This window comes from Parasphingopyxis sp., assembly GCF_052168275.1.
GTDB lineage: Bacteria > Pseudomonadota > Alphaproteobacteria > Sphingomonadales > Sphingomonadaceae > Parasphingopyxis.
In genome coordinates this window covers 1-15283 of the sequence record NZ_JBQLZM010000003.1, presented here as the reverse complement: position 1 = coordinate 15283, position 15283 = coordinate 1, and the positions used below count along the sequence as shown (strand labels likewise).

9 protein-coding genes and 1 pseudogene are annotated in these 15283 nt (G+C 61.7%); 8 read left to right on the top strand and 2 right to left on the bottom strand.

Features of this window, described 5'->3' with window-relative positions; all coding sequences use genetic code 11:
• The first annotated feature begins 48 nt into the window (after nt 1–48).
• From ACTS1X_RS00210 to ACTS1X_RS00175, 8 genes and pseudogenes are all read left to right on the top strand, one after another.
• Nucleotides 49–2391 carry a TonB-dependent receptor gene (locus ACTS1X_RS00210; protein ID WP_442612371.1) on the top strand — a complete coding sequence of 781 codons (2343 nt, stop codon included), beginning with the start codon at nt 49–51 and terminating at the stop codon, nt 2389–2391.
• A gap of 11 nt (nt 2392–2402) precedes the next feature.
• Entirely contained in the window at nt 2403–3206 is an 804-nt protein-coding gene (locus ACTS1X_RS00205) for an alpha/beta fold hydrolase (RefSeq protein ID WP_442612370.1), read from the top strand.
• 10 nt (nt 3207–3216) lie between these two features.
• The gene (locus ACTS1X_RS00200) at nt 3217–4842 is read left to right on the top strand and encodes a flavin-containing monooxygenase (protein WP_442612369.1); all 1626 of its coding nucleotides are present in this window, start codon (nt 3217–3219) and stop codon (nt 4840–4842) included.
• Between the two features lie 417 nt (nt 4843–5259).
• On the top strand, nt 5260–5814 hold the full coding sequence (locus ACTS1X_RS00195) for an ECF-type sigma factor (RefSeq protein ID WP_442612368.1): 555 nt from the start codon (nt 5260–5262) through the stop codon (nt 5812–5814).
• A gap of 2 nt (nt 5815–5816) precedes the next feature.
• Nucleotides 5817–8180 (top strand): protein kinase domain-containing protein, encoded by a 2364-nt coding sequence (locus ACTS1X_RS00190; protein WP_442612367.1) that lies wholly within the window; start codon nt 5817–5819, stop codon nt 8178–8180.
• A gap of 129 nt (nt 8181–8309) precedes the next feature.
• Nucleotides 8310–13400 (top strand): autotransporter domain-containing protein, encoded by a 5091-nt coding sequence (locus ACTS1X_RS00185; protein WP_442612366.1) that lies wholly within the window; start codon nt 8310–8312, stop codon nt 13398–13400.
• A 49-nt stretch (nt 13401–13449) separates the two neighbouring features.
• Nucleotides 13450–13656 carry a hypothetical protein gene (locus tag ACTS1X_RS00180; protein ID WP_442612365.1) on the top strand — a complete coding sequence of 69 codons (207 nt, stop codon included), beginning with the start codon at nt 13450–13452 and terminating at the stop codon, nt 13654–13656.
• A 4-nt stretch (nt 13657–13660) separates the two neighbouring features.
• Nucleotides 13661–13996 (top strand): annotated as a pseudogene (locus tag ACTS1X_RS00175) (IS66 family transposase); the annotation flags it as partial.
• A 46-nt stretch (nt 13997–14042) separates the two neighbouring features.
• On the opposite strand, the gene ACTS1X_RS00170 reads toward ACTS1X_RS00175, so the two are convergent.
• Entirely contained in the window at nt 14043–14186 is a 144-nt protein-coding gene (locus ACTS1X_RS00170; protein ID WP_442612364.1) for an acyl-CoA dehydrogenase family protein, read from the bottom strand.
• Between the two features lie 45 nt (nt 14187–14231).
• On the bottom strand, nt 14232–15283 hold a 1052-nt coding region (locus ACTS1X_RS00165), incomplete at its 5' end, for an NAD(P)/FAD-dependent oxidoreductase (RefSeq protein ID WP_442612363.1).

Here is a 15283-nt window from a genome sequence, read left to right as displayed (position 1 = left end):
AGTCGGCATCTGGTGACGAACAAAAAACCGCAACTGGGGAGGTTGGCCATGAACAATCGCACCGCTAAATGGCTTCTGGCGAGCAGTTGTCTTGCCACAATTTTCGTCGGAACGCAGCCTGCGAAGGCCCAGGCCGGGCCGAATGCCGAAGACGAGATTGGCGAAGAGCAACCAGCGTCCAGTCCCATCATCGTCACCGCCCGGCGCACCGAAGAGACACTTCTGGAAGCGCCGGTCACCATTTCTGCTTTTTCGGCCGAAGATATCGCCGACGCCGGCATTCAGCGACCGTCCGATTTTGCACAGCTCGTGCCGAACCTTCTCCTGGTCGACACCGCTGAGGCAGGAGACACGCAGGTGATCATTCGCGGCATCATCAACGCACGCGATGTGGATCCCTCCTACGCCCTGATCGTCGACGGCGTTGTTCAGCCCGACACATTTGCGCTCAATCGTGATTTGGTCGGCATTCAGCAGATCGAAGTCGTCAAGGGGCCGGTGAGCTCGCTATATGGCCGCAACGCGGTCGGCGGCGCGATTCTCGTCACCACACAACGGCCTGGCAATATCTGGGAAGGACGCGTTACCGCCGAATATGGAAACGGCGATCATTTTCGCCTCGCCGGGATCGTCAGCGGTCCGCTTCTCGATACGCTTTCCACGAGCATAGCTGGTTCATACACCGATCGCGACGGCGTCATTGACAATGAGCTCGGCGGCACCGTCGACTATTATCAAGAGGCGCGGATAAGAGGGCGTCTCCTATGGGATTTCCTGCCCGATGCTTCGCTCGATCTGATTGCCGAATATGCCGATATCGACGGCAGTGCGATCGTGTTTCAGTATCAGTCGCCGCTTCAACCGCAATTCCGGAATGGCATCGACGTCAATGACACCAGCCTTCCGTTCGCACCTAATGTAGATTCGATAAATTTCGCCGAGCGGCTGGATCTGACGGCGAAACTGGAATGGGACTTTGGCCCGGTCGAACTCTTTGCCGCTGTCGGCTATAATGAAAACCGAAACCAACTTGGATCGGACTTCCTGATTCGCTTGTCCGCCGCGTCGCCGACCGGTGTGACCTTCGAAGGCCTGGCCGACGATTTTTCGATAAACAATCCGTTCGGGATTCTCGGTTACACCCCTTTTCCGGGTACGATCGCTTTCCAGCAACGCGACGGCGAAGCTTTGACTGGCGAGGCTCGCCTGGCGGCCGAGGTTGCCGATGGTCTCGACGTTGCTGTCGGCTTTTATGCCGCGGATATCGAACGCACGACCTTGGTCTCCGTGCAGCTTGATCCGGGCGATGGTTCGATCCAGCTCAGCAATCCCGGGCCGCAAACCTTGAATGTCAGCGAATTCCAGACTGTGCAGACCAATGTTCTCTCGGTTTACGGGCAGGTTTTTTGGGACATCACGCCAACATTGGAACTGTCCTTTGCCGGGCGTTTCGATACGGAAGACCGGACAGCGACAAACCTTTTGGACCCCATGTTCGCGCCGGTGCCGACGATCACCGTGCCGGTCGGGTTCCAGCGTAGCGCGGATTTTGACCGCTTCCAGCCGCGAATATCGCTTCGCTGGGAGCCGATCGAGAATCTTTCGTTATACGCCTCCTACGGAGAAGCGTTCCGCGCCGGCGGGTTCAACCAGGCCGGCACGAGAGACACGGTGCTCGCCATCGATTTCGCGGGCGTCGATCCAGCTGCGATCAACATTTTCGACGATTATGAAGAAGAGGTCGTCAAGGGGTGGGAGCTAGGCTTCAAGAGCGTCCTTGCCAATGGTACGCTACAATTCAACGGCGCGGTTTTCCGCACCGATACGACAAATTCGCAATCCTTCGAATTCACCCCCATCACGTCCTCGCGCACTCGGGTAAATATCGACGAAACGCAGATCACGGGCTTCGAACTCGATGCTCTGTGGCAGGTGAGCGATATTCTCAGTCTCTCGGCGGCCTATGGCTATGTCGATGCGACGGTGGAGGCATATACACCTAATCCCGCCGCGATTGGCAATCGGCTGCCATCCGTGCCGAAGTCCACGATCAATCTCGGGGCTCAGCTGGACATGCCGGTCGGTCCGTCGACGGATTTCATCGCCCGCGTCGACTATCAACGTATCGGCGAGACCCCTTGGGACATCAATGGTGCGCCGGGAACGGTTCGCGATCCGCTCGACTTGCTCTCTGTTCGGATCGGCGTGGAATGGAATGGTTTGGGTATTACGGCTTGGGCGACCAATCTCCTCGACGAGGAATATTATCAGGAGAATATCATCCTGTATTCGCAAGCTCCCGGTCCGAACACGCCGCTTGGCGCCATCGCGAACACGATGTCGCCGGGAGAGCCAAGACGCTATGGCATCGAATTGTCTTACAGCTTTTGAGGTACGGGTGAATGGCTGGGCTCGAACGCGATGGAAAGCAGCTCTATTTTGAGGATCGCCCCGGCGACGGGAGACCGGTCTTGCTCATTCATGGATGGTCGGCGTCGCTTCGGGTTTGGGATACGGTAAGCGACGCCTTGGTGCGGGCGGGCAACCGGGTTATCGCATTCGACCAGCGGGGATGCGGCGAGAGCGACAAGGACTTCGGCAGCGCGACGCTCGAAGAGAGCATCGGCGATACGATCGCACTGATCGACCATCTGGCGCTCGAAAATGTGGTCGTGAACGGCTGGTCGCTCGGCGGTGCAGTCGCGCTCGGATCCGCTGTGCGGAACGATAAGGTCAGTGGGCTCGTGCTCACCTGCGGCGCTGCGCCCCGCTACACCCGAGCCGACGACTTCCCCTATGGTGGAACCGAGGCCGATGTTCACGCGGTGGTCGAGGCGTTGCGTAAGGACCGTCCAGGCACCTTTCGCGAAATGGCGACGGCAGTCTGTTCGGCCGAGATAAGCAATGGTGTCGAGGAATGGATCTGGCAGCTGTTTCTCAAGAGCACGCCGCTCGCCAACCGCGCCATTCTTGACCTTGCACAGAGCGATCAGAGAAGCGAGCTCGGCGCTCTCGCGGTACCGGTTCTTAGCGTCACCGGAGGTAGGGATAACTTCGTCGTGCCGGCTATCGGCCTTGAAGCGGCGCGCATCGCACCCCATGGCACGCATGTTTCGTTCGACCATTGCGGCCATGCGCCGTTTCTCGAGGATTTTGACGGTTACATGACCGCACTATCGAGGTTTTTGAAAGACTTGGACGGATAAGGTGGCGAACATGGCGAACGAAAACCCGCTTTCCGGTTCTACGCCTGATCTGGACGTTATCATTATCGGCGCCGGTTTTGCGGGGCTTCGTGCGCTTTACGAGATGCGGCAATCGGGCAGGTCCACGCTGGTTTTCGAGGCCGGAAGCGATGTCGGTGGAACCTGGTATTGGAACCGGTACCCCGGCGCACGCACCGATTCCGAAGCATGGTCTTATTGTTACGCTTTCTCCGAGGAGTTGCAGGACGAATGGCAATGGCCCGACCGGATGCCGAGCCAGGAACAGGTTCACAGCTATCTTTCCCATGTTGCGGACCGTTTCGGCTTGCGTCGTGACATCCGGTTCGAGATCCAGATCGTTTCGGCGAAGTTCGACGAACGGACCGGACGTTGGAACGTGACCACCCATACAGGCCAGACCTACAACAGCCGGTATCTTATCAGCGCCATGGGCTGGCTGTCGGTAGCCTATCGGCCGAACTTTCCGGGCGAGTGCGATTTCAAAGGCGAGATTTACCGGTCCTCATCTTGGCCCGAACAGCCTGTCGATTTCGCGGGCAAGCGAGTAGGGATCATCGGAAGCGGTTCCACGGCAGTTCAACTTCTGCCCATCGTGGCAAAACTCGCCGACCACGTCACCCTGTTCCAGCGTACACCAAATTACGTTCTACCGAGCCGGAACCATCCACTGACCGACGAGGACAGACGCGGCCTGGATCGCGAACGGGGCAGAAACTGGGACATGGTTCGCAAGCAGGTCTTCGCCTTCCCGATGAAGACGGCGACGCGGACCTATGACGATGTTGATGATGTGGAACGACAGCAGGTTTTCGAGGCCGGGTGGGAGAAAGGCGGCTTTCGGTTCCTGTTCGAAACGTTCGGTGACATTCTTGTCGACGAACGATCCAACGCCGCCGCTGCCGAGTTCATCCGCTCGAAAATCCGCGCAATTGTCGACGATCCGGACACTGCCGAACGGCTCTGTCCGGACTATCCCTTCGCGCTCAAACGCCCTCCTTTGGGCACCAACTATTTTGAGGCATTCAACCGCGAAAATGTCGCGCTCGTCGATGTGAGCACCAAGCCGATCGAACGACTTACGCAGAACGGAATAATCGGTGGCGGGGAAGAGCACGCGCTGGATGTCGTGATCTTTGCAACCGGGTTCGATGCAGTAACCGGACCATTGATGAAACTGGGTGTGGAAGGCCGGAACGGCCTGTCGATGCGCGAGAAATGGGCTGCCGGCCCGCAAACCTATCTCGGCCTGATGGTCGACGAGTTCCCCAATCTATTCATCATGACCGGACCGCAAGTCCCGTTTGCAAATCTTCCGCCAATCGCCGAAGCCAGCGCGCGCTGGATCGACGCGCTCATGGAGCACGCAAAAAAAACCGGCTGCTCGATCGTCGAGCCTTCGCGCGAAGCGGTCGAACAATGGGCCAGGGTCGTCGACGAGACGTTGGACGCCACGTTGCTCGGCGGCGGCGCCGAACTCAAGAGCTGGTTCATGGGGGCCAACATTCCCGGCAAACCGCAGGCACCGCTTTTCTTCTTCGGTGGCGCAGAAGCGTATTTCGATGCACTGGAAGAGTCAGCCGAAGCCGGGTTTTCGCAAATCGTCTGCCTAGATTAGCAACGGTGATTCGATCGTGGGCTGTTGTTATGGGCTCCTCGAGAAACAGGCGCTCGCCGATTATCGAACATGTTCTACTGAAAACGTACACATGATGCTGGCGTCCAATCGCCGTGAGCGACGGGCTGGGACGCGGGCCAGGGGCCCAAATTTGCTCGTCGGCATATCGGACACGGTTGACCCGGCCCAGCTTTCCGGATCCCGATATGAGTGTTGCGATCTCAGAAGGCCGGCAGCCATCCGATCTGGCAGCGCGCCGAGCGTCGCGCGCATCGGATATTCCGCCTGAACCGACGGAGCAGCGGATCATGCTCGGGTGCGTCGAAAGCGCGGTTCCTCCGCTCTCCGGACGATTTCGGTGCTGGAATTGGCCTATCATATTCAATATGCAACAAAAGGCGGGTTAGGGGGGACGTTGTGACCGAATCTCGGACGCGAAATGGCGATCTCGTACAGCGTTGGCGCAATGGCGACCGCGACGCGCGCAACGAGCTGCTCGAGCAGTTGCAAGCGTGGATGGAGAAGACGGCGACGGAAATCCTGCGCGGCGAGGGGCATATCACGTTTACGATCGGCGATCTTGTCAACGAGGCAGTTGTCCGACTGATGGAGATCGAAGACGCCGGATGGCAGGATCGGGCCCATGTAAAGGCTCTGTCGGCGCGGCTGATGCGCCGCATACTCATCGATCATGCACGTTCGAAGCAGGCGAATAGACGGGCGCACCGGCGCGTTACGCTCGTCACGAATATCGCCGAACGGCCGCGCGAGGATCTGCTCCGCCTCAGCCATGCCCTGCAACGGCTTTCCGCGATCGACGCCGAGAAAGCCGAAATCGTCGAGATGCGGTATTTCGGAGGCATGACAGTGGCCGATATCTCCCTCGTTACCGGCCTGTCCGAACGCACTGTCAAGCGACGGTGGAATGCAGCGCGCGCCTGGCTTGTCGTTGCCATGGATATGGCGGCGTAGCGATGGAAGTCAGCGTGGACGCCCGCGCGCTGACATTGCTCGAGGAAGCCCTGAGATACGCTCCCGAGAAGCGCAAGGCGTTTGTCAGGCGTGAAGCGGGCGATGACGACGCATTGTGCCGCCGCGTATTCGAATTGCTCGGCGCTGTCGACGAACAGAGCGATAGGCTGCCGACAGGCGGCGGCGCGCATATTGTCGGCGACGCACCTGCGCCCGATCGGATAGGCGCATATCGGATCGCCGAAAAACTGGGCGAGGGCGGCATGGGCGCGGTCTATCGGGCCGTTCGCGACCGTGGCGATTTCGATCATGAAGTCGCGATCAAGATCGTGCGCCCCGATGTTCTCGGCGGCGCGCTGAAGGACCGGTTCGAGCGCGAGCGGCAGTTGCTTGCAGGCCTTTCCCACCCGCATATCGCCCGGCTTTACGATGGCGGCACGATGGACGGCGGCAACCCCTACATCGTGATGGAGTTGATCGATGGCGTACCGGTCGATCGCTGGGTCGGCGACCATGATCTCGATCGCCAGGCGCGGCTCGCCCTGTTCGAGCAGATTTGCGGTGCCGTTCGTTATGCGCACCAGAATCTCGTCATTCACCGCGATATCACGCCGGCCAACGTTCTGGTGACGCCCGACGGCCAGCCCAAGCTCATCGATTTCGGCATCGCCAAACCGACGGAGCAGGAGCAGGCGGAGGCGCAACCGGGCCGAAAGCTTGTCGCGCTCAGCATGACGCCCGGCTTCGCCGCGCCCGAACGCCGCTATGGCGCGCCGGCGACGACGCTGACCGACATCTATTCGCTGGGAAAGCTCCTTGCCTTGTTCGTTGCACCGGACGAAGACGATCGCGATGTCGCAGCCGTCATCGGTCGCGCAGCGGCCGAGAAGCCGGAAGAACGGTATCGTTCCGTCGATGCATTGATCGACGACGTGGAACGATTGCGGGACGGCCGCCCTGTTGCGGCACGCGAGGGCGGGCGCGCATATCATGTCGGCAAATTCCTGAAGCGGCAGAAATACGCGGTCGGCGCAATAGCGGCATTCATTGTGCTGCTGATCGGCGCCCTTGTGACGACATCGATCGGCTTCCGGCAGGCGCGCGTGGCGCAGATCGAGGCCGAAGAGCGTCTGGCGGATACGCGCGAGATGGCGGGAACGATGATGTTCGATGTGTTCGATGAAGTCAGCGAACGGCCAGGCAATAGCCATGCGCGGCTTCTGATCGCGCGAACGGCACAGCGCTATCTCACGCAGATCGCGGAAGATCCGGATGCCTCGGTCGAAGCGCGCCTCGAGGCAGGTCGAGGCTTTCACCGACTGGCGAATGCCACCGGCGCTCTCGACACAGGCAACAGCGGAGACCTGATCCAGGGTGTCGAGCTTCTGGAGCGCGCCGTCGCGATGCTCGAACAGGTCATGGCGGAGGCACCGAGCGACGAAGCGCGGTTTGCCCTCGCCAATGTCTATACGAGCCTGGCGCGCGACAAGGGCCTGACCTTTATCGACGTGCAGAGCACGCTGCCCGATCTTGAAAGCGCTGCGCAGCTGCTTGCGGAAATCGAAAACCAATCGGCCGAAGTGATCGCGGCACGCGGGCGAACGCAGCGCTATATGGGCGATTTTCTGGCCTGCTGCTACGATCAGGCGCAACGGGGGCTGCGCGAGATCCAGCGGGGTTTGTCGCTGATCGAGGGTGCGTCGCCGCCCATCCGCGCCGATCCGGAGGTTCGCAGGGCCTATAACGATCTGACCAACTTGCGCGGTGGTTTTCGCCGCTTCCTGGACAATGATGAAGAGGGCACGATCATAACATTCTACCAGGCCATGAACGCCCAGCGCGAACTGACCGAAGAGACGCACGCCGCAGGCGACTATCGCCTGCTCACCACCATTGCGATCAACCTCGGCCGAACGCTGCTTCGCGTCGACCGGCCGGCGGAAGCGGATCGCGTGCTCTCGCTTGTGCATCGCGAAACGCGGGAACTGCTGACCGACGATCCGACCGACAACGATTTGCAGCGGCGTATGAGCTATGTGCTCGTCATCCGGGCTCTGGCGGCAGCCAATGTCGGGGATCGGGAGCGCGCCGAACGCTATCTGCGCGATGGCCTGCGTCTCGCGCGACAGGCCGAACGCCCGATTGCGAGCGCGGAAGGCTCGCAGCTCAACTATGCGCACCGGTTGCAGGAGGCGTCGGACGCGCAATGGGCCTTGGGCGACAGGGATTCTGCCTGCCGGACGATGCGCCGCTCGGTGGCAATCTATCGTGCCTATTCGGAGCGCTGGGACCTTCCCACCACCACGCTGCGCTACCGCATGGCGCCGATGGCCGAGCGGTTACGGGAATGCCCGGCCGCCAGCTAGGCGCTGACTCTCAACTGCTGAGATCGCGCCCAAAAAAAGTCTGCGATCTGTTTGACCCGTTTTCCCCAATTCCCTCGCTGGAAGGATTGGAGGGGCTGATTTTCGGCCTCCCGCATGGGGAGTATAGGCATGATTTTCGGCACCAAGGCACGATTGCGTCAGGGCGCGGCAGTGGCCGCCATCGGCACGGCGATGTTTGCATTCCCGTCGGCCGCTTCGGCGCAATGTGTCGAAAGCGCGGACGAGACGACGCTCGACTGCACGGGCGATCTCGCTTTCGGCCCCACGGTGTTCGATGCGACCGTCACGACGGTCAACATCAACTCGCTGACCACCGATATCAACGATGAAGGCTTTCTCTTTCAGCAGGACGGCGGTCTCGATGTCACGGTGAATGCCGATCTCGGAGCGTTCCGGATCGACCTGATGCCGAGTTCCGGCGATTCCTCGACCACCCGGGCCGGATTTCATATTATCGCGGAGGGTGGTATTTCCGGCACCCTGATCGGCGATATCGTGGGTCCGACGCAGCAAGATTTCACGACCACGACGAGTGTCCAGTACCGGAATGTCGGCGCACTCGGGCTGCAAGCCGAAGACGGCGACATCGATTTCACGCATATCGGCGATATCGACGTGCAGCGCCCGACCCTGACCGCCAATTCGGGCTTCCGCGCGGATATGACGCTCGGGCGCTTCGGCGCCATCAACGCCCAGAACGAAACCGGCGACATAACGCTCGTCAATACGGGCAACATCACGCTCGACGGCGGCACGCGCAATATCACGACGACCAACACGTTCGGTGGCTCGGCCGGTGCGCGGGCGATCCGGTTCAGTAATTTCTTCACCGAGAATAACGGCATCTATCTTCAGGGGAACGGCACCTTTGACCTGACCCAAACGGGCGATATCACGATTACCGGCGGCGCCGGCAACGTCTCTGCTTCGACAAGCGACAACACCGCCGATGCCCAGGTCGGCCACACGTCCCTGAGCGGAGTCTTCGCGCCCGCCTTTTTCAGTTTTTCGGGTAATCCGGTACCCGCCTTTCAAGGGGCCGATTTTACGATCGTCGGCGACATCATAGTCGATGGAGACGCGATCACGGCGACCGCCAATGCAGGAAGCACCGGGGAAAATCTGCGCGTGCCGATGGCTGTCGCCGATAGCGGCACATTCGGCGGCGGCGCACAGGGCCTGGTGATCAGCCCCGGCTTCAATGTCGACGATAGCTATGTGAATCTCGATCTTACCGGAGACATTATCATCCTTGGCGGCGACGCATTCAGCACGGCAACGGCATCGCTCGGCGGTGCTGGCGAAACGGCCGGACTCGTCTATTCCCGCGCAGTCGGCCAATCCGGCGGAGCGATTTCGATCTCCAGTGCCGACACCGTCGATATATCGCTCGACGGCAGCTATGACGCGACGGGCGGCAATGCATTCGGCGAAGCGACCGGTACCGGAACCGCGATGACCGGTACGCTTTACGCCGATGTAACGGACCGCACGCCGACCTATGGACTGGATGTCAGCGGCGGCGGCATTTTCACCATATCCGTTTCGGGGGCACAGAATGTCGATTTTGCCCTTACCGGACCGGTGACGGCAACCGGCGGCAACGCGACGGGAACCGCGAATGGCCGGGATTATGACGCGTCTGTGAGGGGCGGACGCGGTCAAGCGCTGAGCCTCGTCGGGCGAAATACAACAAATGATTTCGTCTATATCCAGGATACGGTGATGACCGTGATTGGCGGTGACGCATCGCTCGATATCACCGGGGAAAATATCGGCGGACGCGTTGTCGGGGGCCTGGCCCAAGGCGTTGGAATTACGCTCTATGATGGCGGGCTTTACCGGCAGGTTGCGGATATCGTCGTAACAGGCGGCGATGCGACGCTGACCAACGTCATGGGCAATATAGCCGAGACTCTCGTTGTCGGCGGTACCGCGCAGGGGCTTATTCCGAGCGCCAGCCTGTTCATGCAAACCGCCCGGTTCGAAATCGCCGGCACGATCCGCGCGACTGGAGGCGATGCTTCGGCGACCGGGCCGGCCACCACTGTTTTCGGCGGCGATGCGGCCGGCATCTGGTCGTTCAGCCCGTCAGGGCTTCAGCCCGAATTCGATATTTCCGGTACGATCATCGCGCGCGGCGGCAGCGGAGCCGATGCCGACGGCTCTGCAACGGGCGTCCAGTGGGATGGCGCGATCGACCTCCTGCTCACCGGCACGATCGACGTGATCGGCGGCGATGCCAATAACCTGTTCCGCGAATATGGTTCGGCCGGTATCATTGTTAGTGTCCAAGATCTGTTCACGGACTTCACCGATGCCGATGTGACGATCGACGGCGGTACCGTCACCGTCGTCTCGCCGGGAGGCCACGGCCTCGATATCGGATCGAACGCCGGCAATATTCGTATCGTCAACGGCGGCACGGTCACCGTCACCGGCGTGGATACGAGCGGCATTCACGTCAACAACGGCTATGATCCGGTGAACTTCCGGGCAGGGCCCTCCACCGTTTCGATCTTCATCGAGGACGGCAGCAGTGTGGTAGCGGACGGCACCGGAATTACCGAAGAACTGACTTTCACCTTTTTCGAACGCGTTGACGACGAATTCGTCGAAACCGAAGCCGACTCCCTGAACATGACCAACGTCAATCTGGCCGGCGTTTTGACCGGCGGCTCTGGTGTGGCAATCGACCTCGCGAATGGCGATGACAGCTTCACATTGCGTTCGACCGGCATCGCCAATGGCGATGTTCAGCTAGGGTCCGGAAACGACACCGCGACCACAGAGGCGGGCGGCACAATCAACGGTTCGCTGCTGCTCGGCGGCGGCGCCGATACGGCCACCATCGCCGCCGGCACGATCGTTACCGGCGATTTCGACGCCGGCGATGGCGACGATATCGTCGCGATCGCCGAAGATCATGCAATCGCGGGAATGATTACGCTCGGCGCGGACCAGGATACGTTCCTGCTGACGCAGCTTTCCAACTCGGTCGCTGTCGACGGCGGCGAGGGGACCGACTTCGCGCTGTTCGAAACCGACGCCGCGACCGATGCCGAGCTCGATCTCAATTCCAGCGCCTTTCCCAATTTCGTCAGCATCGAGGGCTTCGCGCAGGACGGGCCCGGACGGCTGACCATCTCGGGTTCGGGTTCTGCGTTCAGCCTCTACGAGCTGCGCGGGGGAACGTTGGTCGTGAATGCCGACCTTTCCGGCACGCAGTTCACGGCCGCGGGGGGAACAACCCTCGGCGGCACCGGCACGCTGGGCGGATTGACCGTTACCGGGGGCACGCTCTCGCCGGGCGCCGACGGCGTTGCGCCGACGTCCGAAACGGTCGTGCAAGCGGCATCGGGGAGCCAACCGGACGTCGCGAACAGCGCAGACAGTGCCCGTAGCGCGATGGTCGCGGACGAGGCGCCGCATAGCGGGTTTGCCGATTTGATCCTCGACAATGAAGCGCAGCGCGACGGCATGATCGCCGAAGATTCCCCGCACGCTCCGGGGCCCGACCTGGCGGAAGAAGCGCCGCACGGACTTGTCGAGCTGGCCGAAAATGCGCCGCACGGCGATGGCCCCGATCTTGCCGAAAACACACCGTTTTCGATTACGGGGCCGGATATGGCGGACAATGCGCCGCTTGCGGGCGGGATCGGGACGCTGACGATCAATGGCGATCTGAGCCTCGATGCGGCCTCGACCTATGAGGTGGAAGTGGATGCCATGGGCAATAGCGACCTGGTGATCGTCAACGGCTCCGTGGCGCTGGGCGGATCGACCCTGTCGGTATTGGAGATCGGCGACTTCATGGGCGCGGATCCGTTCAACTATATCATCATCGCCAATGACGGGACCGATGCGATTACCGGAACCTTCGCTACACTCACCAACCAGTTCGCCTTTCTGACGCCGAGCGTGGATTATGCAGCCGGCGATGGCAACGATGCGCAACTGACGCTGACCCCGAACAACGCGCCGCCTCCGCCGCCTCCGCCGCCACCTCCTCCGCCGCCGCCTCCTCCTCCTCCTTCTCCCACTCCGGCGCCGCCGCCTCCGCCGCCGCCACCTCCGCCACCGCCGACGACGGTCAATCCGCCGCCGCCATCGGTGCCGCTCTTCCCGACGGTTGCGACGACATACAATGAGGCGGGTGCCGCAATGCGGCTCGAAGAGCTGGACCGGACGCCCGGCTCCGACGCCAACCTCGTCTATATGAACGTGCTCTTCTCAAGCGTGCCGGGCGCGCTCACCGCGTTCAACACGACATCGGGCGAGATCTATGCCGCGCTGCTCGCCGAGGCCGGTGCAGCCGGCCAGTCGCGCGCCCAGCGGCTCGTCGCGCGGGCCAACGAGGCGGTCCATGAAGGCTGGGGCATTTGGGGCGGGATCGCCGGGCGCACCAACGATATCAATGCCGATGGCAACGCCGCCAATGTCGATCAGGACGAATATGGCTTCGATGTCGGCATCGATTATCGCGGGCCCGCCAATGCATGGGCGCTGGGCGCTGTGGTCGGCTATATCGATGGCGGGCTCGACGTCGACAACCGGCTGAGCGATGCCGAATATGACGGCTGGCATATCGGCGCCTATGGCCGTTACGGCACCGGCAATACCGGGATCACGCTCACCGGCGCGCTCGATTATGGCCGGATCGACGCCGATGTGACGCGCGGCATCCGCGTCAACCGGCTCGCACGCACCGCGCGGGCCAATGCCGATATCGACGCGTTCGCGCTGTCGGGCGAGGCGCGTTACGGGCTGCCCGTCGGCAATGGCTGGGCGATCGGACCGGTCGCCTCGGTCCATCATGCGAGCAGCGACCTGGACGGCTTTGCCGAAATCGGCGCGAACGCCCTTAACCTGCGCAGCGGCGGTGCCGATGACGAGATCACCCGGTTCGGGGGCGGCCTGTTCGCCAACTGGCAGGGCGATCGCGGCGGGGTGGACCTCAGCGCGCAATATGTCGACGGACACTCCAATGTCGCCCAGGCCGGCATGACGCTCCAGGGCGCGCCCGGCGCAAGCTTCCCGGCCCGCTCGCCGCGCACCGATGGCGCGGCCGGCCTGTTCACCGTCTCGGGCCGGTACGAACTCGGCAACGGCTGGACGCTGTCCGGCGAAACCCGCGCCCTGCTCGCTTCAGACGAGCAGTCCGTCGCCGGCTCCATCTCCGTCGGATGGCGGTTCTGAACCGCAGCGGCCGGCCCTGCCGCCAGGCGCTGCGGACCGTGGAGATAGGATGGTGATGCACGTACCACCCTCTATCGACCGACCCGCTCGGCTCGCCCCCTCAGCGGAACGCGAAGTGCTGCGACTGCTCGAAGAGGTGCTGGCCCAGCCGAGGGACGCGCGCAACGCATGGCTCGAGAGAAAACTCAGCGAACGACGCGCCATCGGCAATCGCGTGCGATATCTGCTTGCGATCGCCGAGCAATATCGTCTCTGACTAACGGATCGCCAAGGCGATCCGCTATGCGCTCGTGCGCTGGACCTGACTCACCGGGTTCCTCGCCGATGGCTGCGTCGAGCTCGACACCAATCCGGTCGAGCGCGCGATCCGCCCTATCGCGCTCGGGCGGAAGAACTATCTGTTCGCCGGCAGCGGCCGTGGTGCCCGGCGCTGGGCGATGGTCGCATCGCTGGTCGAGACCGCGACGCTCAATCAAGTTGAACCCTATGCCTATATCGCCGATGTGCTCCAGAAGATGGTCGATGGGCATCCCGCCAACAGGCTCGACGAACTGCTGCCATGGAGCTGGACCGCCGAAAACGCTGACACTCGCTGATCGGGTGCAGCGGCGGGACGCTTACGGGAAGGCCATTCGGCACCCCCTATCGTGGGAGGCGGAGGCGGTTTGCGATGTTGTTGCGCTGGATGGCCGATGAGCCGCCGAGGATCGGGATGACGAGAATATCGCGCACATAGCGCTCCATATCGAAATCGCGGAGATAACCATATGCGCGGTCGATGCCCATAAAGCAATCCAAGCAATGCCCCGGCGAGAGGCGTGTGTATGTTTCTTATGTGTCGGTCTCGCAATCAATGGATATCGTCAACAAGCCGGCGACATGATCCGCAACGGCAAGGCTCGCCGTGAGGCCCGGCGATTCGATTCCGAAAAGGTTGATCACGCTCGCACCTGGGTTTGGAACTTCTACATCTATTCGGAAATCTGCCGCGGGCGCGCCGGGACCCACTATCTTGGGGCGGATACCAGTGTAATCGGGTGCCAGCCGGTCGGCGGCTATGTCCGGCAGATATTCTCGGATCGCGGCCAAAAAGTTCTCGAACCGACTGTCATCAAACGCGTAGTCGATCCAGTCGATCCAGCGCAGATCGGGTCCGAACTTCGCCTGTCCGCCAAGATCGACCGTCAGATGGATACCCAGTCCGCCAGGTTCGGGGAGCGGATATATCAGCCGCTGGCACGGCGATTGCCCGCTTAGCCGGTAATAATGCCCGATCGCAAAATAAGCGGTCGGGATCGATGTGGCCTCCAACCCGCGGATCGAGCGCGCGACCTGCGGCGCCTTAAGGCCGCCACAGTTGACCAGGTGGTGCGCGCGCAGTTTCGTCGGTTCGGCACCGCCGATCTCGACTTCGATGCCTGCCGCACCGATCGTCGCACCGATAACCGGCGTCTGCAGCACCACCATGCCGCCATGCGCTTCCAAATCGCCTTCCAGCGCCAGCATAAAGGCATGTGTATCGATGATACCGGTCGACGGCGACAGAAGCGCTGCGGTGCAGGAGATAGCCGGTTCCAACTCGCGCACCGCGGAGCCGGAGATCAGTTCCAGATCGTGGATACCGTTGGCGACGGCGTTGGCTTTGATCTCCTCGAGCCGGAAGACCTGGTCGCTCGACGACGCCACGACGAGCTTGCCCGTCCGGTGATGCGGGATGCCACGCTCGGCTGCGTAGCGATACAGTTGCTCCTTTCCACGTCGGCACAATTCGGCCTTCAGGCTCCCTGGCTCATAATAGATTCCGGCGTGGATCACTTCGGAATTTCGGCTGCTGCTGTGCATGCCGATCGCGTTTTCCGCTTCGAGGACAAGCACTTCGCGAC

Coding starts and splice junctions, on each gene's coding strand:
- ACTS1X_RS00210 (WP_442612371.1), top strand. CDS start 49: ATGAACAATCGCACCGCTAAATGGCTTCTGGCGAGCAGTTGTCTTGCC.
- ACTS1X_RS00205 (WP_442612370.1), top strand. CDS start 2,403: ATGGCTGGGCTCGAACGCGATGGAAAGCAGCTCTATTTTGAGGATCGC.
- ACTS1X_RS00200 (WP_442612369.1), top strand. CDS start 3,217: ATGGCGAACGAAAACCCGCTTTCCGGTTCTACGCCTGATCTGGACGTT.
- ACTS1X_RS00190 (WP_442612367.1), top strand. CDS start 5,817: ATGGAAGTCAGCGTGGACGCCCGCGCGCTGACATTGCTCGAGGAAGCC.
- ACTS1X_RS00185 (WP_442612366.1), top strand. CDS start 8,310: ATGATTTTCGGCACCAAGGCACGATTGCGTCAGGGCGCGGCAGTGGCC.
- ACTS1X_RS00180 (WP_442612365.1), top strand. CDS start 13,450: ATGGTGATGCACGTACCACCCTCTATCGACCGACCCGCTCGGCTCGCC.
- ACTS1X_RS00170 (WP_442612364.1), bottom strand. CDS start 14,186: ATGGGCATCGACCGCGCATATGGTTATCTCCGCGATTTCGATATGGAG.